General features: G+C 71.5%; 16 protein-coding genes. 7 read left to right on the top strand and 9 right to left on the bottom strand.

Going from position 1 to position 20,410, the window contains the following annotated elements; genetic code table 11:
* Positions 1-9: 9 nt before the first annotated feature.
* On the top strand, positions 10-1,362 hold the full coding sequence (pgfA, locus tag A6048_RS15780) for a cell envelope lipid trafficking protein PgfA (protein WP_107746795.1): 1,353 nt from the start codon (positions 10-12) through the stop codon (positions 1,360-1,362).
* Positions 1,363-1,547: 185 nt separating this feature from the next.
* Here the strand turns inward: pgfA and A6048_RS15775 are convergent, their stop codons facing one another.
* The gene (locus A6048_RS15775; protein ID WP_107746794.1) at positions 1,548-2,774 is read right to left on the bottom strand and encodes a polysaccharide biosynthesis protein; all 1,227 of its coding nucleotides are present in this window, start codon (positions 2,772-2,774) and stop codon (positions 1,548-1,550) included.
* A 63-nt stretch (positions 2,775-2,837) separates the two neighbouring features.
* On the opposite strand from A6048_RS15775, the gene A6048_RS15770 reads away from it, so the two are divergent.
* Positions 2,838-4,724, top strand: a complete 1,887-nt coding sequence (locus A6048_RS15770; protein ID WP_107746793.1) for an MmpA family trehalose lipid delivery protein — start codon at positions 2,838-2,840, stop codon at positions 4,722-4,724.
* On the opposite strand, the gene A6048_RS15765 is transcribed toward A6048_RS15770, so the two are convergent.
* The gene (locus A6048_RS15765; RefSeq protein WP_107747222.1) at positions 4,657-5,922 is read right to left on the bottom strand and encodes a glycosyltransferase family 4 protein; all 1,266 of its coding nucleotides are present in this window, start codon (positions 5,920-5,922) and stop codon (positions 4,657-4,659) included. The genes A6048_RS15770 and A6048_RS15765 overlap by 68 nt on opposite strands.
* 56 nt (positions 5,923-5,978) lie before the next feature.
* Here A6048_RS15765 and A6048_RS15760 point away from each other — a divergent pair, with 56 nt between their 5' ends.
* Entirely contained in the window at positions 5,979-6,857 is an 879-nt protein-coding gene (locus A6048_RS15760; protein ID WP_235027454.1) for a class I SAM-dependent methyltransferase, read from the top strand.
* Positions 6,858-6,963: 106 nt separating this feature from the next.
* Complete coding sequence (locus A6048_RS15755) at positions 6,964-8,436, top strand: aldehyde dehydrogenase (protein ID WP_107746791.1); 1,473 nt, start codon at positions 6,964-6,966, stop codon at positions 8,434-8,436.
* A 72-nt stretch (positions 8,437-8,508) separates the two neighbouring features.
* Here the strand turns inward: A6048_RS15755 and A6048_RS15750 are convergent, their stop codons facing one another.
* The 7 genes from A6048_RS15750 to A6048_RS15720 all read right to left on the bottom strand — a co-directional run bounded on the left by A6048_RS15750 (position 8,509) and on the right by A6048_RS15720 (position 16,140).
* A complete protein-coding gene (locus A6048_RS15750) occupies positions 8,509-9,171 on the bottom strand; it encodes a response regulator transcription factor (protein ID WP_107746790.1) in 663 nt (220 codons plus the stop codon).
* A 60-nt stretch (positions 9,172-9,231) separates the two neighbouring features.
* Complete coding sequence (locus A6048_RS15745; protein ID WP_235027344.1) at positions 9,232-10,899, bottom strand: sensor histidine kinase; 1,668 nt, start codon at positions 10,897-10,899, stop codon at positions 9,232-9,234.
* The gene (locus tag A6048_RS15740) at positions 10,896-11,624 is read right to left on the bottom strand and encodes a hypothetical protein (RefSeq protein ID WP_107746789.1); all 729 of its coding nucleotides are present in this window, start codon (positions 11,622-11,624) and stop codon (positions 10,896-10,898) included. The genes A6048_RS15745 and A6048_RS15740 overlap by 4 nt, the downstream gene beginning before the upstream one ends.
* Before the next feature lie 166 nt (positions 11,625-11,790).
* On the bottom strand, positions 11,791-13,617 hold the full coding sequence (locus A6048_RS15735; RefSeq protein ID WP_107746788.1) for a phosphoenolpyruvate carboxykinase (GTP): 1,827 nt from the start codon (positions 13,615-13,617) through the stop codon (positions 11,791-11,793).
* A 113-nt stretch (positions 13,618-13,730) separates the two neighbouring features.
* Complete coding sequence (locus A6048_RS15730) at positions 13,731-14,144, bottom strand: DUF6802 family protein (protein ID WP_107746787.1); 414 nt, start codon at positions 14,142-14,144, stop codon at positions 13,731-13,733.
* Entirely contained in the window at positions 14,141-15,493 is a 1,353-nt protein-coding gene (locus tag A6048_RS15725) for a hypothetical protein (RefSeq protein ID WP_107746786.1), read from the bottom strand. Before A6048_RS15725 ends, A6048_RS15730 begins: the two co-directional genes overlap by 4 nt.
* The gene (locus A6048_RS15720) at positions 15,490-16,140 is read right to left on the bottom strand and encodes a hypothetical protein (RefSeq protein ID WP_107746785.1); all 651 of its coding nucleotides are present in this window, start codon (positions 16,138-16,140) and stop codon (positions 15,490-15,492) included. The genes A6048_RS15725 and A6048_RS15720 overlap by 4 nt, the downstream gene beginning before the upstream one ends.
* Positions 16,141-16,285: 145 nt before the next feature.
* On the opposite strand from A6048_RS15720, the gene trmB reads away from it, so the two are divergent.
* The 3 genes from trmB to A6048_RS15705 all read left to right on the top strand — a co-directional run bounded on the left by trmB (position 16,286) and on the right by A6048_RS15705 (position 20,360).
* Positions 16,286-17,071 (top strand): tRNA (guanosine(46)-N7)-methyltransferase TrmB, encoded by a 786-nt coding sequence (gene trmB, locus A6048_RS15715; RefSeq protein WP_107746784.1) that lies wholly within the window; start codon positions 16,286-16,288, stop codon positions 17,069-17,071.
* Between the two features lie 70 nt (positions 17,072-17,141).
* Positions 17,142-17,783: an NYN domain-containing protein gene (locus A6048_RS15710; RefSeq protein WP_235027543.1), complete on the top strand. Its 642-nt coding sequence runs from the start codon at positions 17,142-17,144 to the stop codon at positions 17,781-17,783.
* Positions 17,784-17,795: 12 nt separating this feature from the next.
* On the top strand, positions 17,796-20,360 hold the full coding sequence (locus A6048_RS15705; RefSeq protein WP_107746782.1) for an MMPL family transporter: 2,565 nt from the start codon (positions 17,796-17,798) through the stop codon (positions 20,358-20,360).
* Positions 20,361-20,410: the final 50 nt, after the last annotated feature.

Below are 20,410 nucleotides of genomic sequence, written 5' to 3'. Positions count from 1 at the left end.
GGACAACCGATGGCACGACAGAGCAGTTCCGCGGGACGGAGGTCGTCAGTACCCGCACTGGTCCTCGTCGGTCTCGGCGCCTTCCTGATCACTATCGCACTGGCACTCGTCTTCTTCGTGGTCCCGGCACAGAAGAAGACCCCGTTGGACATTAACTCCACGACGGTCACCGAGACGTCGCCGGGAGCCGTGTTGGTGGGCGGGGCCCTGGCGGGCAACGCGCCGACCGAGCTGAACTCCACGCGCCCTGAGTGTAGCGCCGGGGACGCGGCCGGCGACGAGGTCGAGGAGGCCGGCGAGGGCGATGCCGCCGAGGTCGTCGAGACCCAAGACGGCGACGAGGCCGACGACTCGGAGGTCCAGTTCCCGGTCTCCTGCTTCATCGACAACGATGTCCCGCTCTACTCCCAGCGTCGCGTCCAGGCCGTCGAGCCGTCGGACGGCGAGGTGATCACGCTGCAGGCAGCCCAGTCGCTGCTGCGTGAGGACAAGACCGGGTCGGACGGGGTCGAGGGCCTGATCAACGCCACGATCGACCGCGTCACCGTCGACCGCGTGACCGCCATGCCGATCGACGAGCCCGTGAGCACCCTGCAGGTGGTCGCCACCGGCAACGCGGACGACTCCGCCCCCACCGGGTTCGTCCGCAACGGTCTGCAGTACAAGTTCCCGTTCGACACCGAGCAGGGGAACTACGACTACTTCGATGCCAGCACCTTCACCACCAACCCGATCTCGTTCGTCGGTGAGACCACCGTCGGCGGGGTCGAGGCCTACGAGTTCCGGCAGGAGCTCGGGCCGATCGACATGTGGTCCTCGATCCGCGACCACTTCGCCGCCATCTCGGACGGCTACGACCCGGCCGTCGAGTCGGTGCTCGCCAGCTACCGCCGTGAGGGCATGACCGCGGGCCAGTGGGGCATCGAGGGTGACCCGGAGCGCGAGGTCGACATGCGACGCTTCTACACCAACACCCGCACGGTGTACGTGAACCCGGACACCGGGCAGATCGTCAACGGCAGCGAGAGCATCTTCCAGTTCTTCGCCGAGGACCAGGACGAGGCCGAGGCCTTCTTCAACGACGCGGCCGGCATGGAGGCCGAGAAGGCCGAGCCCACCCGGACGGCTGTCCGCTTCGAGTCCGGCTGGAACGAGGAGACCAAGGAGCAGACGCAGGCCACCGCGCAGGAGAGCGCCGACACGCTCAACACGTTCGGTCGCGTCCTGCCGGCGGTGCTCGGTGTGCTCGGCGTGCTGGCTCTGATCGGCGGCATCCTCCTGGGTGTCCGCGGCGGGCGCGATACCCGTGGCACCCGTGGCGCCCGCGGGAACCGGGGCGCCGGGGCGGGGACTCGCGCCTGACGCCCCGCTGACCCCCGCGACCCCGCGTCGCCCGGGCCACCTACATCGTCCTGACCTCCTGGACCGTCACGAGCGTTCCGCACACATCGCCCGACCGAGGGCGGGTGTGCGGAACGCTCTTCTCGTATGCACGCCACCCCGCGGATCGCGCGGGAGGCGTCCGCGAATCGCGGGGAGGGGCCGGCTCAGGCCGGTCGCACCCGGAACGCCCGCCACCCCGCGACGACGGTGGTGAGGACCACGACGACGAGGGTCGCCCCCAGCACGGATCCCAGCTCCCGGGGCGCCGCCCACACGGCCACCACGGTGAGCACGAGACCGCCCCACGCGATCCCGGCCTCCGTCGTCCGATTGGTGGCGATGGTGGCGAGCAGGAACGCCTGCAGGACACTCAGGGTGACGCCGAGGCCGGCGAACGCCCACAGCACCCCGGTGACCGGTCGGTACCCCTCGCCCACCACGGCCGGCACGAGCGGGGCCGCGAGCGCGGCGGCCAGCACGACGACCGCCCCGATCCCGAGCAGCACCCCGACGGCGGAGCGGACGGCGCCGCGATGTCCGGCGGGGTCGGCCATCCGGGGGTACAGCACGGTGCCGACCGCCTGGGGGAGCCAGAACGCGGCTTTCGCGGCCACCGCGCCGAGCGCGTAGCGACCCGCGTCCTCCGGCGACAGCAGTGCGCGAGCCAGGAGCAGATCAACCGAGGTCAGGGCCATCATCACCAGCTGGACCTGCCCGGCGGCAAGCACGGCTGGCACACCGGGCGAGGCCGGTGTGGTTCCGCTGTCCTGGGTCCGGGAACGCCTCGTCGTCGTCCCTCTGGTCACCCACGCCGCCGTCGCCCAGGCCGCGGTCACGCCGACCGCACCGGCCGCGAGCGCCGTGCCGACCCCGCCGCCGGCGGCGAGTACGGCGACCGCCGGCACGACCTTGCCCGCGCCCGCCAGGGCGAGCACCACACCGAGTGCACGGAACCGCTCGGCGCCCTGCAGCAGCCCCTGTTCGGTGGCCAGCAGGCACAACACCGGGCCCGGGGACAGCGCGGCCGCGGTGGCGAGCGTCGGGGTGTCGAGGAGCAGCGACACCGGGACCACGGCGAGTGCGGCGATCACGGCCACGAGCAGCGCGACCCGCGCGCCGAGGGAGCGCAGCGCCTCGTGCGGCACCCCGCGGACGTGCTCCCGGGCCACCACGGCCTGCAGCGCCAGCGACGGCACCGCGACCAAGAGCTGAGCGGAGAGCAGGGCGGCGAACGCGCCGTACCCCTCGGGGCCGAGCCACCGGGAGGCCGGCAGGTGGAGCAGGTAGGCGGCGATGTTGGCCAGGAGGGAACCGAGCGTCACCGCCCCGGCGCCGGTCAGGAATCGCCTGGTGGCGGATCCGGGTACCGCCGCGCGCGCCTGAGGGTCCACACCGGTGATCGTAGGGCGTCGCCCGGGGCCCGGTCGCAGCGGTTGCCGTGGTGAAATGTGCGCATGTCAGCCACTTCGGTCGGGCCCCGCCGCGCTCTCGCGGGCCCGGGGGCGGGGGCCGCGGTCGACGCCGGCGTCGGGCTGGCGGTGACGGCTCTGCTGTTGGCCGGGTTGGCACGTCCGGGCTTCCCGCTGGTGCGGGACTGGGTGGCCACCCCCGCGCCCCCGTTGTCGGACGCCGCTCTGGGGCTCGGCGAGTCGGCGGCGCGTGCGGTGCCGCAGGATGTGGCGGTGGTCTGGGCGACCCGCGCGCTGGATGCGGTCGGGCTTCCGGTGTGGCCGCTGACGGGCCTGCTCACGGCAGCGTTCTGCGTGTGGATCGCCGTGGCGGCGGGCGCCCTGGTCCGGCAGGCGGTGCAGGCTGCAAGCGGGCCGGGCGCCGACGCCGCCAATTGGTCGGGCCACCTGCTGAGGGTGCCCGCCGTCGTGGTTGCGGTGTGGAATCCGCTGGTGGTGGAGCGGCTCCTGCAGGGTCAGTGGTCGCTGTTGGCCGGGGTGGCCGCGGTGGTGACGATGCCGGTGCTGCTGGCCCGGGCGAGGCCCCGGGTGGCGGCGGCGTGCGCGGCGGTGGCCGCAGCGGGACTCACGCCGACGGGTTGGGTGCTGGCGGTGGTGGCCGCGGTGGTGTCGTTGAGCTGCGCGGGGCCGGGGTCCGGGTCGCGGTCTGGGTCTGGGTCTGGCCGGCGGGTGCGGTCGGCGGTTCCGCTGGCCGTGGTGGCCGTGGTGACCGCGCTGCCGTGGCTGCTGGCCACGCTCCTCGCGGGTGGGGGCGCTGTGGGTGGCGCCGGCGCCGGCGGGGAGACCGGGGTGGCGGCGTTCGCCGCCCGCGCCGAGACCAGCATCGGGACCCTCGGTTCTGTGGTGGCGCTGGGCGGGATCTGGAACTCGGCAGCCGTGCCGCCCTCGCGGGCGAGTTGGTGGGCGGCCGCGGCGCTGGTGCTGCTGCTCGCCGTGTGGGCGTCGGCGGCTCGCGGGCTGTGGCGCGCCCGGCGCTCCCCGGCGGTCCGGGCCACGGTTCCGCTCGCGCTGGTCACATGGCTGCTGGTGGGCCTGGCGGCGACAGGTCCCGGGCTGGTCGCGTTGGACGCCGTGGTGGGGGCGGTGCCGGCGGCCGGTCTGCTGCGTGACACCCAGAAGTTCGTCGCGTTCGCCCTGCCGGCCACCGTGCTCGCGTGGGGTGTCGCCACCCGGGCGCTGGCATCGCGGCTGCGGCCCGCGGGGGCGGCACTGGTGCTCACCGCCGTGGCCGTGGCCGCCGTCCCCGACGCGCCGCGTGCACTCTGGGAGTCGCTACGCCCGGTGACGTACGGGGACGGGTGGGCGGAGGTGGCCGGGATCGTCGACGGCCGTCCCGGAGACCTGCTCGTCCTCCCCGCCGGGTCCTTCCGCTCGACCCCGCTGTGGGCCGGTGGCGCCGCCGTGCTCGACCCCGCTCCCCGCATGCTCGACACCCGGGTGCTGGTTCCCGGTGATCTGGTCGTGGGCCGGGCCGGCACGGTGGCGGGGGAGGGTGACCGCGCCCGCGAGGCCACCGAGGCCCTGCTCCGCGGTGAGGACCCCCCGGCGCTGACAGACCTGGGCGTGCGGTGGGTGCTCGACGAGCGCACCTCCGCCGGCCCCCGGGGGGAGTCCGGCCGGACACTTGCGACGACGACGACAAGGTTCGCCGACTCCGAACTGACCCTCTACGAGCTGGGTGCGGCGGACGGGCGGGAGCTCACGGCTCCGCCCCACACAACGGCTCCGCCCCTCGCAACGGCTCCGCCCCCGGCAGCCGCCGACTCCCGGGCGGCGGTCCTGGTGGCTCACGCGGCGTGGCTGCTCACCGGTGTGGTGGCTGCGGCGCTCGCCTGGGCGGGCCGCCGATCCCGCCGCCGATCACGCCGCTGACCCGGCGTCCCTCGGTGACGGCCGTGAGGACCTCCGCCATCGCCTCCCCGGTCGCGGGCCACGACAGCCCGGCGGCCTTGCGGCGGGCGGCCTCGCCCATGCGGCCGCGCAGCGCGGGATCGGCCAGCAGGCGCCCGGTCGCCGCCGTCATGGCCGCGACGTCGTCCACGAGGAGGCCGGTCTGGCCGTCGTCGATCGAGTCCCGCAGCCCGGCCGCGTGGTGGTAGCCGATGGTGGGCACGCCGTGCTGGGCGGCCTCGGACACTGCGAGACCCCACCCCTCCTTGCGCGAGGGCATGAGGTGGAGCGACGCCGAAGCGAGGATCCGGTGCTTGGTGGCCTCGTCGACGTGCCCGTGGAACACCACCGCACCCGCGGGGTGATCTGGCCCGGGGCCGTCCAGTCCGAGATCGCCCGCGTACTCGCGGAGACGGTCGGACCACCAGCCGCTCCCGATCACATCCAGTACCAGCTCGGGACAGGTCTGGCGTAGCGCTGCAAGCACGTCCAGGGCGTCCTCGACGTGTTTGTGCGGCACCAGTCGGGACAGCACCACCAGGCGCGGGCCGTCCGCACGGGTCCCGGACCCGCCCGGCAGCACCCCGGCGGGTAGCGGGTCCAGGCCGTTGCGGACCACGGCGATGCGGGCCGGGTCCACACCGAGCTCGGCGAGTTCCTCCGCCGACGGCAGCGAGACGGTCACGTACTGACTGTGCGAGTGCACGCGCGGCGAGAGCCACGACTCGATCCACCAGCCGATCCTCGCCACCAACCATCCGGCGACGGGCCACTGTTCGCGGTGGATGTGGTGGACCAGCACCACGACCGGGGCGGTGGTGGCGAGCCGGGAGAAGAAGGGGACGCCGTTCTGCGTGTCGACGACGACGTCGGGCCGCCGCAACCGACCGAGTGGCCCCAGCCCGACCCGCCCGAGGAGCATCGCCCCCAGGGCGCGCGGGTAGACGGTGAAACGGCCGCCTCCCCGGCTGACCGTGACGCCCGACCCGGTGACAGCGGACCCGGTTGCGCCGGCCGCCCTCACCTCCGAGCGGGCCGCGCCGCGGGAACGGGAGGTCCGATAGATGACGGTGTGTCCTGCGGCCGCCAGGCCGTCCGCGACGTGCTCCAGGTACCGCTCGCTGCCACCGCCCTGCGGATGGGTGCTGTCTCGCCAGCACAGCAGCAGGATTCGAGCCACGGCGCACACTGTACGCAGCGCGGGTGGGGCGGAGGCCCGTCGGTATCGTCTCCGCTGTGACCCCACCAGCAGATCACCGGTCGAGCGCGCTGCGGTCGGTCGCCCGGCGCGCCACCTTCGGGCGCTCGCTCGGGCTCCTGCGCTCGTTCCCCCTCGAACAGTCCGACCCGGACGCCTTCTACTCCGGGCTGGCGCGCGACACGGTCGAGTTGGTCGCGGACCTGTGGGCAGAGTCGGGGGACCAACCGGGAGACCGACTGGGAGACCAAGCGGGGGGCCAGCAGGTGGGCCAGCAGGTCGGCCGGCAGGTGGGCCGGTCGGGCGGGCTGCCGGGCGCGCGGCTACCGGGGTTGACCGTCCTCGACGTGGGCGGCGGTCCCGGTTACTTCTCCGACGCCTACGCCGCGGAGGGCGCGCGCTACGTCTCCGTGGAGCCCGACGTGGGGGAGATGTCCGCCGCCGGGCTTGATCAGTCCGGTTCGATCCGGGGGAGCGGGATGTCGCTGCCCATCCGGTCGGACTCGGTGGACGTGTGCATCTCCTCCAACGTGGCCGAGCACGTGCCCGAGCCGTGGACCATGGCCGAGGAGATGCTCAGGGTCACTCGACCCGGTGGCCTCGTCGTCGTCTCCTACACGCTCTGGTACGGACCGTTCGGCGGACACGAGATGGGCCTGACCCATTATCTCGGCGGTGAGCGGGCGCGGCGGATGTACGAACGCCGTCACGGGCACCCGCCCAAGAACGTGTACGGCGAGTCGCTGTTCGAGGTGGGCTGTGCGGAGGGGCTCGAGTGGGCGCGGGGCACCGACGCGGGTGAACTGCTCGCCGCCTTCCCGCGCTACCACCCGCGCTGGGCGTGGTGGCTGGTGCGTGCGCCGCTGGTCCGCGAGGTCATGGTGTCGAACCTCGTGCTGGTACTGCGGGCCCGCTAGGGGCGCCGAGAGCGCCGGACGCCCGTCCGCGGGTCCACCCGGAGAGTCGGACACTCGTCTACCATGGGTGAAACGCGTTCTTGTTTTCTACCTCTCGGAGGTCCCCGTGGTCGTCATCCATGACAAGCTCTTCTCCGGCACGCGCTGGACCGATCCCATCACCACGGGGGTTCTCGAGGTGACGTCCCCCGCTACGAACGCCGTCGTCGGGAGGGTGGCCGAGACCACCACGGAGGACGTCGACGAGATGGTCAACCAGGCCCGCGACTCCTTCGAGTCCGGGGTCTGGCGTAACACCCCTCCCGCAGAGCGGGGTGCGCTGATCGGTCGGGTCGCCGACATGCTCGAGGAACGCCAGGGCGAGGTCTGCCAGATACTCTCCGACGAGATGGGCACCCCTCCCGGGACCGCGGCGATGATCCAGGTGACGCCCACTCTCGGCGTCCTGCGGTACTACGCGACGCTGGCAGCCGACTTCCCGTGGTCCGAGGTCCGGCACGGCGACTACGGTGCCTCCGTGGTCAGCCGCCAGCCCGTCGGCGTGGTCGCGGCCGTCACCGCGTGGAACGTCCCGCTCTACCTCAACTCCGCCAAGCTCGGTCCGGCGCTGCTCTCGGGGAGTTCGGTGGTCCTCAAGCCGTCGTCCGCGACCCCGCTGTCCGCGCTGTGGCTCGCCGATCTCTTCCGTGAGGCGGGGCTGCCCGAGGGCGTGCTGTCGGTGGTGACCGGTCCGAGCTCCGTGGGCGACCACCTCGTCTCGCACCCGGAGGTCGACAAGATCTCGTTCACCGGCTCCACCGGTGTGGGCAAGCACATCGCGGGGATCGCCGCCCAGAACCTCACCCGCTGCTCGCTGGAGCTGGGCGGAAAGAGCGCCGCGATCATCCTCGAGGACGCCGACATCGCCGCCAACGCCGGGACCATGGTGTTCTCCGCGCTGATGAACTCCGGCCAGGCGTGCGTGTCCCAGAACCGCATCCTCGCCCCGCGGTCGCGCTACGACGAGGTCGTCGAGGCCCTGGTCGAGAACGTCAAGGCCATGCCGGTCGGTGACCCGGCCGCCGAGGGCACCGCGTTCGGGCCGCTGGCCAACCACAAGCAGAAGGACAGCGTCGAGGGCTACATCCGCAAGGGTGTCGAGGAGGGCGCGACGATCGCCTACGGAGGCGGGAAGGTCGAGGGTCTCGCCGACGACGTGGCCGGCGGTGCCTTTGTCCAGCCGACCGTGTTCACCGATGTCGACAACTCCATGACCATCGCCCAGGAGGAGATCTTCGGCCCGGTGATTCAGGTCATCGCGTACGACTCCGTCGACGAGGCAGTGCAGATCGCCAACGACTCCGAGTTCGGCCTGGCCGGCGCCGTGTACTCGGCTGATCCGGACGCCGCGCTCGCCGTGGCCCAGCGGGTGCGCACCGGCACCATGGGCGTCAACTGGTACGCCTTCGACCCGAGCGCACCGTTCGGCGGGTTCAAGAACTCCGGCCTCGGCCGCGAGAACGGACCCGAGGGGCTGGACGCCTACTGCGAGCTGCAGAGCGTGCTCATGCCGTTCGGCTGGGAGCCCCCCGCGCAGTGACCAGCTGACCGCACCGCACGGAATCGCGGCGCCGGCGGGCCGGGACCTCACAGGGGTCCCGGCCCGCCGCTGTCACTCCACCCGGTAGCCGACGCCCCGGACGGTGTGGACCTTGTTCTCGCCGATCTTGCGGCGCAACGACCGGATGTAGACGTTGACGATGTTCGAGCCGGGGTCGAAGTCCATGCCCCACACGCTCTCCAGCAACTGCTCACGGCTGATGGTCTCGCCCTTGTTGCGCAGCAGCATCTCCAGCAGGGAGTACTCACGGTTGGTGAGCTCCTGGATCCGACCGTCGACCTCGACCCGGCGGGTGCGGATGTCCAGACGCATCCCGGCGTGCTCGAGAATGCCGGGATCCTCCGAGGCCTCGTGCTCGCGCAGGCGGAGCCGGATGCGGGCCAGCAGCTCCGGCACACGGAAGGGCTTGACCATGTAGTCGTTGGCCCCGGAGTCCAGACCCTCGACGGTGTTCGCGACGCTGTCGCGGGCCGTGAGGATGATGACGGGGGCCGCGAACCCGCGGTCCCGCGCCTCGCGGAGCAGCGTCAGACCATCGATATCCGGCAGCCCGATGTCCAGCAACATCAGGTCGATGTCGGAGATGGTCGACAGGATGGATCGCGCGCTCTCCCCGTCCACAGCCTCGAGTGCGGTGTACTCGGCGCCGCCGAGTGCCTTGACCAGTACCGAGCGGATGAGGTCGTCATCCTCCACGACGAGAACATTCGTCATGCAACCCTCCTTCTACGACAATGGAGTATCCCACGCGGAGCCCACGATTCGAGGGTGACCTCAGGCCGTGTCCCCGGGTCCACCGGATCGCCGGTGCCACTCGGACCTTCCGCCGACGGATCGACGGCGGCGCTCCCGCCCCCTACCGACTGCGGAGTCCGCCTCGTCGATGACTACGTCCGTGTCGTTTCCGGTGTCGTTTCCGGTGTCGGGCTCGAGGGTCGCGGCGATGTAGGGGACGACGATGCAGAACGCGGCCCCACCGCCCTTAGCGTTGAACGCGAACGCACGGCCTCCGTGAGCGCGGGCGATCGTCGCGACGATCGCCAACCCCAGTCCGGTTCCCCCTCGCCCGTCGCGGAGCTGCCCGCGCGCGGTGTGGAACCGCTCGAAGATGCTCTCCTCCTCGCCGGGCGGGATCCCCGGGCCGCTGTCGCGCACCCACCACAGCAGCCTTCGTCGGTAGTTCTCGCGAGGTGGCGGTTCGGGCAACGGTCCGGCCGCCAGATCCTCGGTGACCGTCGGGTCCCCGGGAGCGATCGCCCGGCACCCGATCTCGATCAGGTCGCCCGGACCGGTGAACCGGACGGCGTTCGAGCAGAACTGGATGAGCGCCTGGGTGATCCGGTGCTGATCCAGTAGGGCCACGTCCTCGGAGTACGGCAGCACCGACCACTCGCGATCAGCGATCACATCGATCTTCGCCTCGACGTCCAACACCAGTTCGGCGACGTCCGTCGGGGCGGTCCGGAGGAAGTCGGGGCGGTCGGAGCGCGCCAGGGTGAGCAGGTCCTCGACGATCCGGGTCATGCGGGACAGCTCGTCCTGCATGATCCGGGTGGTCTCGGCCCGCTCCTCCGGGTCCTCGGGCATGAGGTCCAGGTTCCCCTGCACCACGGTCAGAGGCGTGCGGAGTTCGTGACCGGCGTCGTCGAGGAACTCCCTCTGCGTCCGGTAGGCGTCCTCCACGCGCTCGAGCATCGCGTTGACCGTGTCGGCCAGGGAGACGATCTCGTCCGGACCGTCGACGGGAACCCGTCGCGACAGGTCGGCGGCGGAGATCGTCTCCGCGGCCTCGCGGATCCGCCGGACGGGGACGATCATCCGCCCGGCCAGGAGCCATGCCACGAGCGCGCTGAGGACGATGCCGCCGGCTCCGGTGCTCAGGAGGAGGTCGGCGACGCGACCGGTGTCCTCGCGGGTGGGTGCGTCACTGATCGCGACCACGATATTGGACGGTCCGGCCGGGCTGTCGACCTCGGCCTTGCGCCAGCGCACGGTGCCGTCGATGACACCGGACCCCTCGTCGGACACCAGACCGATCCGTTGGATCCGGGACCGCATGGCCGGCGGGAACAGGGGGTCGTCCTCCGAGCTGAACCGCGAGAGCGTGAACTGCGTTCCCGAGGTGGTGGCGGTCCCGACGAGGAGTAGTTCGGCCGACGGGTACTGCTGGGCCAGGTAGGCGCGGATCAACTGCTCGGCGGTGGGGCTCTCCGACTCGAACGACGGCAGGATCCCGGCTTCCATGAACGTCGTGAAGTCCGCCGCTTCACGGTTGAGACGCAGATCGGTCGTCCGCTCCGCGGTGAGGTAGAGCACCTGCAGTGTGAACAACACCATCGCGGTGAACACTGCGGCCGAGGTGAGCGTGATGCCCAGCGTGATGCGCAGGCGCGCCGAGTACCACCACCGGACCGAGTGTGCCCTTCTGAGCCGCGGGGTCACTCCGGAGCTGATCGGGTGTCGGACCGCGAGGCGTCACGTAGTGCCCCGTCCCCGCGCGGGTCGGCTGACGCGTGAGGCGGCGGCCCCGTGGTCCCGGCGTGATCCGGCCGCCCCGTCTCCGCGGCGTGTGACGGCCGTGGAAGGGTCGCCGGTGGCCGGTCCGCGGCGGATCCGTTCGTGTCGCGCTCGGCTGTTGGCCCCGTCGTGAGCAGCGCCGGACCACCGACCGCGGTCGACCGGACGGGCCCCCCGTCGCCCGTCACCCCGGTGGGGGAGTCCTTCGTCGTCGAGGAACCGTCGCGGGAGTCGGGTGAGGGGGTGGGGCTGCCCACTGTCGGGGTCGGGCCGCCGACCGGCGACGGGGTGGGAGCCGGGCTCGTGCCCGTGCCCGGAACGCCTGGCCCTGCGGTCGCGCTCGTGAACGGTGTCAATGCGGGCAGGGGGCTGGACGACGCCGGCAGGAGGGCGAGGAAGCCCTGGATCGGCCCGGCCATCATGACCGTGGGGGTTCCGTCCCTCACCGTCAGGTGCGGTCTCGAACCCTCGATGGCGGTGCCGCCGCGGTTGATCAGTTCTTCCGGTTCTTGAGAGGAGAGCTCCTCCGCCACCTCGTCACCGGCGGGGGCGGCGGCCTCTGGTGGTCCGAGGACGACGACCGCAGCCGCGATCCCCAGTCCTCCCACGAAGACGGGGAGGGCTATGAGTCCGGCAGCGGCGACCCTCATGCCACTCCTTCACACATGCGCTCAGTGTATTGATGACGCAACCACTGTCCCACCGATTGGAGATCTTGGAAAGAGGGTTCCGTCACACTGACGCGAACGGGCCGCACCCGGCTGGGTGCGGCCCGTCAGTAGTCCTCTCCGGGCGTCGTGTCGCAGCCCGGTCGTGTCAGCCCAGGCGCTCCTTGAGGGCGGCGAACTGCTCGTGCACCTCGGACGGGACCTTGGGCCCACAGAACTCAAGCCACTCGGTGATGAGCGGGAGTTCGCGGCGCCACTCCTCGGGGTCGATCGCCAGGGCCTCCTCGACGTCCTTGATCGGGGTGTCGAGTCCCGTGAGGTCGATGTCCGAGGCTCGGGCGGTGAACCCGGCGACGGTCTCGTCCGCCTCGACCCGTCCTTCGATGCGGTCCACGACCCACTTGAGGACCCGGCTGTTCTCGCCGAAACCGGGCCAGAGGAAGCGGCCGTCGGCGCCCTTGCGGAACCAGTTGACCAGGAAGACCTTGGGCATCTTGTCGCCGCCGCGGGTACCCATGTCGACCCAGTGCTGGAAGTAGTCACCGACGTTGTAGCCGATGAAGGGCAGCATGGCCATCGGGAAGCGGCGGACCGCACCGACCTGGCCCTCCGCGGCCGCGGTCTGGCCGGAGGAGAGGGTGGCCCCGATGTAGACACCGTGGTTCCACGAGTGCGCCTCGCTCACCAGCGGCACGGTGTCCGCGCGCCGACCGCCGAACAGGATGGCCGAGATCGGCACGCCCTCGGGCGAGTTGAACTCCGCGGCGGTGACCGGGCACTGGTCGATCGGGACGCAGTACCGGGAGTTGGGGTGAGCGGCGTTGCCGGCTCCGCCGTCGCCGACGGGCGTCCAGTCGTTGCCGAGCCAGTCGATCAGGTGGTCCGGTGTCCCCTCCAGGTCCTCCCACCACACGTCGCCGTCGTCCGTGAGGGCGACGTTGGTGTAGATGGAGTTCCCCGCCTCCAGCGTCTTCATGGCGTTGGGGTTGGACGAGTAGTTGGTGCCGGGCGCGACACCGAAGAAGCCGTACTCCGGGTTGACGGCGTAGAGACGGCCGTCCTCGCCGAAGCGCATCCACGCGATGTCGTCTCCCACGACCTCCGCGCGCCAGCCCTCGATGGTGGGCTGCAGCATCGCGAGGTTGGTCTTGCCGCACGCGGACGGGAAGGCCGCGGCGATGAAGTAGACCTTCTCCTCCGGGGAGATGAGCTTGAGGATGAGCATGTGCTCGGCCATCCAGCCCTCGTCGCGGGCCATGGCGGAGGCGATCCGCAGTGCGAAGCACTTCTTGCCCAGCAGGGCGTTGCCGCCGTAGCCGGATCCGAAGGACCAGATCTCCCGGGTCTCCGGGAAGTGGGTGATGTACTTCTCCTCGTTGCACGGCCACGGGACGTCGTCCTGGCCGGGCTCGAGCGGCGCGCCCACGGTGTGCAGGCCCTTGACGTACGCGCCGTCGGAGCCGATCTTCTCCAGGGCGGCGGTGCCCATGCGGGTCATGATCTTCATGGACACCACGACGTAGGCGGAGTCGGAGAGCTCGATGCCGAGCTTGGGATCCTCGGCGTCGAGTGGGCCCATGCAGTAGGGCACGACGTACATCGTGCGGCCACGCATGCTGCCGCTGAACAGCTCCCTCATGTGGCCGCGCATCTCGGCCGGGTCCCGCCAGTTGTTGGTGGGGCCGGCACCCTCTTCGGTCTCCGAGCAGATGAACGTCCGCGACTCGACCCGGGCGACGTCCTTGGGGTCGGACTGGGCGAGGAACGAATTGGGCTTCTTGGACTCGTCGAGCCGGACGAAGGTGCCGCGTTCCACCAGCTCCGTCGTGAGGCGGTCCCACTCCTCGTCGGAACCGTCAGCAAAGACGACCCGGTCCGGCTGGGTCAGCTCGGCGACCTCGGCGATCCACGCGAGCATCTCCGCGTGATCGGTTGGCGCCTGACCCTCGAGGCCGGGAATGGTGGTGGTGGTCATCACAGCTCCTCGTGCACGGTGCATGGTATCCATCACAGACTATCGTCAACCCGGTGGTCCCGCCGCCTTCCGGCCCCCGATCGTGGCCCCGACGTGAGCAATGCCTCAACTTTTCAGATGTGGCCGTGGTCGATGCGTTCCCACCTGGCGGACGTCGGCGACGAATCGGAGGACCCCGCACGGGCCTCGTTGGTGAAGCCGCCGAAGGGGACTCCCTCCGCCGGGTTGGCCAGGCGCCAGGAGTCGTAGCTGCCGTCGAAGCGGACCGTCGAGACGTGGTCGACGGTCCCGTCGCCGTCGACATCCGTATAGACGGTGAGCCCCCGGCCGTCCCCCCGGGTGACGGCCTCCATGAAGCCGTCGCCGTCGAGGTCCGCCTCGGGTGACCCGAGATCGAGGACGCCGTCACCGACCGGAACGTGCAGGCCGAGCGACGAGGCCTCCGCGAGCGGGGCGCCGTCGAGACCGCACACGTCGGGCTTGGCACTGAAATCGGACGGCTCGGAACCGAAGAGGGGGTCGGTCATGGGGAGGGGCTCCCTGAGGTGGCGAGGGCGGGCGGGGGCGTACCGGAGGGCCCCGCAACAGTATCCGTGGTGCGCGGCGCGGGCGCGGGGGCCCGCCCCGCCAGCCGCGACCGGCGGATACGACGTTCCAGGTCGCCGACCCGGGGGCCCGGATCGTGGGCGAAACCGTCGGTGATCGTGGCCTCCGCGGCCAGGATCCTGGCGCCGAGGGACTGCTCGACCTCGGAGCGGAGCGCGGCGAGCCGTTCGGTCACGACGGACGCCGTGTGCGTCCGCAGCGTCTGGGTCCGTCGGACCGCGACCGTGGTCCACCCGAGCGCCACGCCGCAGAGCAGCGCCAACGGGATCACCATCGTCGCCAGTCCGGGGACCTCGGAGAGCGGGGACAGCAGCATGCGCCCCACCCCTGTCCCGCCGGCCGCTCCCATCATCATCACGAGCGACTCCTCGCCGAGGTTGCGGGGCGGTCGACCCGGGGTGATGCCGCCGGTCGGGGCGGGGATCCGCGGTGTGACCGGTGCCGCGGCCCCGAGGTGGCGGGCCACGAGCGAATCCGCGCGACGGTCCGCGCGGGCGATGGTCCCGGCGACCGCGGTGTCCGCGTCCGAGGCCAGTGCCCGGACGATCCCGTCGACCCGGGAGCGGGGCGCCGCCGCGAGTTCCTCCCGCGCGCGGGAACCGAGGTCTCGCATCGAGCGGTGGAGGTCCTGCACGACCTCCATGCGCAGCGCCTGCACGTCCTGCCGCAGTGACTGCGAGCGCGAGGTGATCGCCTCGGTGCGGCGGGCGAGGAGCCAGTCGACGGTGTCCATGGCGGAGTCCGGTGTGGTGGCCCGGTCCGTCCCGGGCGCCCGGGTTCCCCCGCCCCTGCTGGGGTTCCCGCCCATCCCGCGTCCGACGGGGATGTCGAGTACCGCTTCGAGCAGGGCGGCCGCGGAGGCGGGATCGGCGTCCATCACCCGGACCGGAGCCGCCACCCCGGCGTCGGCGAGGCGTCGTGTGGTGACGTCGAGAGTCACCGACAGGGTCTCGGGGTCGCATGTTCCGACGCCCCCGGCCAGTGCCACCGCCAGCGGGACGCGGGCGGCCACGCCGCGCGCGACCTCGAGGTCGTCGGGCCGGATGGGGCAGACGGCGTCGACGACGAGCACCGCCGCATCCGGCCGGTCGTCGGGTCCGGCGTCGACCAGGACCCGGATGCCACGCTCGCGGTCGGCGGGTGCCTGACCGGCGGCGGCGGTGAGGGCCTCGGCCACGGCCGGTGCGGCGGAGTCCCTCGCGCCGAGGACGGCCACGGTCCGCGTCGCCCGCGTCGTCCGCCCGTCCGGCTCGGGCGGCACCGAGTTCATGTGCGTCCCCGGTGGCCGAGTGCGCACAGCGCGGCTTCGGCGAGATCGCCGACCTCGTGGTGGACGGAGAGCCTCTCCAGCTCCGCCTCGAGTCGGAGACAACGGACCGCGGCGAGACCGTCGACGGCCCGGTCGAGGAAGGACACCACGACGTCGATCGACCCGTCGGACGCCCGTCGGGCGTCCACGGCGGGTAGGTCACGGGCCCATCGGGGTGGCTCCGCCCCGTCGACGCCGGTGGCGACCACCAGCAGGGCGTGCGCCCGCGGACGACGCAGCCAGGCCTCCTCGTGACGGCAGGGGGCGGTGCGCAGACAGACGATCTCCACGTCGGGGGGTGTGCTCACCGCTCGACCGGCCGCGGCCAGGACGTCCAGGTCATCGATCGTGGGGCGCCATCCCCGGCGCGTCCGCAGGGCCGCCGCGAGGGTGCGTCGACCCGACCCGAGTCCGCCGCGGACACGGATGTCCACCGGCGCGTCGAAGCGGGCGAGCGCGAGTTCCAGCTCCCGGAGTCCGTCGGTCGAGATGCCGTTGCCGCCCTGCTCCCGCGCGGAACCGACCATCCGCCGGACCCGGGAGGCGGGATCGGCGATCGTCGGCTGCACCGCGGGACGGAGAGCGGTGTCCTGGGTCACGATCGGCACGGGGTCATGGTGTCCCGGCCGCGCTCCCGCGGCAAGACCTTCCCCCAGCCGGCGTGGCTCACCGGACCGGATTTGCCGCCCCGGGCCGCGACCCGCCCGGCCACCGGATTCGGAACCGGGACGCGGACTACGGGATGATGACCGGGTGAACCAGAGCGAGAGCCCCGGACCGGCGGACGGTGCGACCCCGGACGGTGACACCCGGGGCGCTGAATTCCCAGGCGGTGCGACCCCTGACTACGACCCGCGTCTGTTCCCCCGCGTGACGGCCTACCGGTTCCGGCGCGGCACCCTGCGCCCGGGTCAGCAGCGCAACTGGGAGGAGCACTGGCCGACCTACGGCCGCAACGTCGCGGACGAGCTCGTCGACCAGCAGGCCCTCTTCGGTCGCGTCGCGCCGCTGATCGTGGAGATCGGGTCCGGGACCGGGACGTCCACGGCGGCGATGGCGGCCGACGAGCCGGACGTGGACGTGATCGCGGTGGAGGTCTACCAACCGGGTCTGGCCCAGCTCCTGGGAATGATCCTGCGCGAGGGGCTCGAGAACGTCCGGATGATCCGCGGCGACGGCGTGGACGTGCTGACCAACATGATCGCGCCGGCGAGCCTGACCGGCGTGCGCGTGTTCTTCCCGGATCCGTGGCCCAAGGCTCGCCACCACAAGCGGCGGCTCCTGCAGTCGGGGACGTTCGACCTGATCGCCTCACGCCTCCGCCCGGGCGGTGTGCTCCACGTGGCCACCGACCACGTCGACTACGCCGGGTGGATCGCCGAGACCGGTGACGCGGAACCCACACTCGAGCGGCTCGACGCCACGACAGAAGCCGGACACGTACCGTTCAGTCTGAAAAGACCCGTGACGAAGTTCGAGGGCAAGGGTCTGCAGGAGGAGCGAGTGATCAACGAGTTCCTCTGGCGTCGTAGAGACTGACCACCCCGTATCTACAAGAAGACCGAGGCAGCAGACCATGACCCCACCTGACGGACCGGACGACCACGAGATGTCGGACGTGGTGCCGCCCGACGCCCCGGGCCTGGTGCTGCTCGTCTGGGACGCGCCCAACGTCGACATGGGGCTGGGATCGATCCTCGGCGGTCGACCCACCGCCGTGTACCGTCCGCGCTTCGACGCACTCGGGCGGTGGCTGCTCGGCTACGCGGCCGAGTTGTCGGTCAGCACCAACGACACCCTCGAGGCCGAGGCGACAGTCTTCACCAACATCGTCCCGGGCACCTCGGACAACGTCCGCCCCTGGGTCGAGGCGCTGCGCAACGTCGGCTTCGCCGTCTTTGCCAAGCCCAAGACCAGCGAAGACTCCGATGTCGACGACGACATGCTCGAGCACATCGACCGGCGCGCCGAGTCCGGACGACTCGCGGGAGTCGTGGTGGCCTCGGCCGACGGCCAGGCGTTCCGTGAGCCTCTGGAGGAGCTCGCGGACGAGGTCCCCGTCACCGTCATCGGTTTCCGGGAGCACGCCACCTGGGCCGTCCAACACGACACGATCAGATTCCTCGACCTCGAGGACATCCCGGGTGTGTTCCGGGAGCCCCTGCCCCGGGTCAGCCTCGAGAACCTGCCCGACGAGGGTGCCTGGCTGCAGCCGCTCCGGCCGCTCACCGCCCTGCTCAACTCGCGTTAGGAGCGCGCAGCTGTGTTCAACTCACTCGGGCGGTTCGTCGCCCATCGCCGCGTACTCGTCCTGGTCTTCATGGTCGTGGTCATGGCCGTCCTCAGCGTCGCGGGCAGCATGTTCGGAAACGCCTTCGGTCAAGGCGGATTCGAGGACCCGAAGAGCGGGTGGGCGACCGCCGAACGACTCGAGCAGGAGGCGTACGGCCGCGACGCGCTCGGCGACGTCGTCGTCACCTACCACGCCCCCGAGGGCACGACGGTCGACGATCCCGCGTTCCAGGACCCCGTCCGAGCCTCCCTCGAGACCATCCGCAGCGAGTTCCCGGACCAGGTCACCGGCGTCACCAGCTACGTCTTCAACCAGTCCCCGGCCCTGGTCAACAGGGACGAGGGGATAGCGGTGGCCTCGATCCAGCTGGCGGGCGAGGAGGAGGAGATCCTCGAGAACTTCCGGGTGATCGAGGACCGGATCGCGGTGGACGGAATCCAGACCGACGTCGCGGGCGTCCAGGCCGTCGCCGGGGCGCTCCAGGACGGTATGGACGCCGACCTCGTGCGCGCCGAGCTCATCGCGCTGCCCCTGGTGTTCATCCTGCTCATCGTGGTGTTCGGCGGCGTGGTGGCGGCGTTCCTGCCGGTGGCCGTGGGCATCCTGACGATCCTGGGTTCGATCGGCGCGCTGCACCTGCTGTCCGTGGTCGTGCCGGTCAATTCGTTCGCCCAGAACGTGGTCACGCTGATCGGCCTGGGGCTGGCGATCGACTACGGACTGTTCGTGGTGAGCCGTTTCCGGGAGGAGATGGCCGAGGGGTATCCACCGGACGTGGCGGTGCGCAGAGCCGTGGCCACCGCCGGCCGCACGGTCGTGTTCTCGGCCGTCATGGTGGGCGTGACCCTGTCCGGGCTGCTGATCTTCCCGCAGGACTTCCTCAAGTCGGTGGCCTACGGGGCGATCGCCGCCGTCATCCTGGCCGCACTGTTGTCGGTGACGCTGCTCCCGGCGGTCCTGGTGATGCTGGGGCACCGTGTCGACATGCTCGGCATCAAGCGGCTGCAGCGGCACCGCACCCGCGAGCAGGTGGAGAACGGGGTGTTCGGCCGGGTGGCCGACTTCTCCATGAAGCACCCGGTGGCGGTGGCGGTGCCCGTCGTGGTGGTCTTGGTGGCGCTGATCATCCCGTTCTCCGGGGTCAAGTTCGGTGGCATCAACGAGACCTATCTCCCGCCGGACAACACCACCCGCGTCGCGCAGGAGCAGTACGACCAGAACTTCCCCGGCACCCGCACCGACCCGGTCAAACTCGTCGTGATCGGGTCCGACGGCACCACCCTCTCGCAGATCCGCTCCGAGGCGAACAACGCGCCCGGGCTGACCGGCCCGTTCCAGTTCGCCCGGTCCGGGCAGCAGGACGCCCAGGGGCGCGACGTGGTGGTCCTGCAGTCCGGTGTGGTCGACCGCAACGCGGCCGGCGAGACCGTCGACTACCTGAAGACCTTCCCGATCCCCGCCGGCACCGAGGTCCACGTGGGCGGAAACCCGGCCATGGAGAAGGACTCGGTCGACGCACTGGTGGACGGCCTTCCGTGGTTCGTGCTGTACGTGTTGATCGCCACCACGATTCTGATGTTCCTGGCGTTCGGCTCGCTGGTGTTGCCGATCAAGGCCGCGATCATGAACCTGCTGGGACTGGGTGCCACGCTCGGGATCCTCACGTGGATCTTCGTCGACGGCCACCTCGCCGACCTGCTCGGATTCACCCCGGGGCCGCTCACCTCGCCCGTCGTGGTGCTGCTCATGGCGATCATCTACGGCCTGTCCACGGACTACGAGGTGTTCCTCGTGTCCCGGATGGTCGAGGCGCGATCCCGGGGTGCCAAGACCTCCGAGGCCATCCGCAGCGGCGTGGCCAACACCGGTCGGATCATCACCTCGGCGGCGTTGATCCTCATCGTGGTGACCGGGGCGTTCGCGTTCTCCGAGATCGTGATGATGAAGTACATCGCGTACGGCATGATCGCCGCCCTGATCATCGACGCCACGGTGATCCGCATGCTGCTGGTGCCCGCGGTCATGCAGATGTTGGGCACCGACAACTGGTGGGCCCCCAAGTGGATGAAGCGGGTCCAGGAGCGGATCGGCCTGGGCGAGGCCGAGATCGGTGACGAGCCCGAGCACCTGCGCGGCGGCCCGGCGAGCACCGGGCCGACTGGTGCGGACGGCGGCGTTCCGGCCTCCGCCGGGTCCGCCGGTCCTGGCGCCGGGACGACCGCCGCCGGCTCCTCGGCGGCCGCGGACACGTCGGCCCCCGGGTCGTCTGTCGCGGTTCTCGACCCCGAGCCCGAGCCCGAGCCCGAGCCCCAGCCCCGGCCCCGTTTCGAGACGGAAGCCCAGCCCGAGCCCCGGCCCCGTTTCGAGACGGAAGCCCAGCCCGAGCCCAGGCCAGAGGCGCGCCACCAGCCCGCACCCAGGCCCGAGTCCCGTCGTCGCGACGACGGTGGCGGGGAGAAGATCCCCGCGGCGGAGCTGATCGCCCGGCTGCGGCGCGAGCGGGAGAGCGAGCGGGAACAGGATCGCGACGCGTGACGCCCGGTCCGGCCTCCGGAGTGGGAGCCTGGGCCGGGGCCGTCCTGAGG

It is taken from the genome of Dietzia psychralcaliphila, from assembly GCF_003096095.1.
In the GTDB taxonomy this organism is placed as follows: Bacteria; Actinomycetota; Actinomycetes; order Mycobacteriales; family Mycobacteriaceae; genus Dietzia; species Dietzia psychralcaliphila.
Note: the sequence above shows the minus strand (reverse complement) of the source record. Positions and strands in the feature narration are given on the sequence as shown.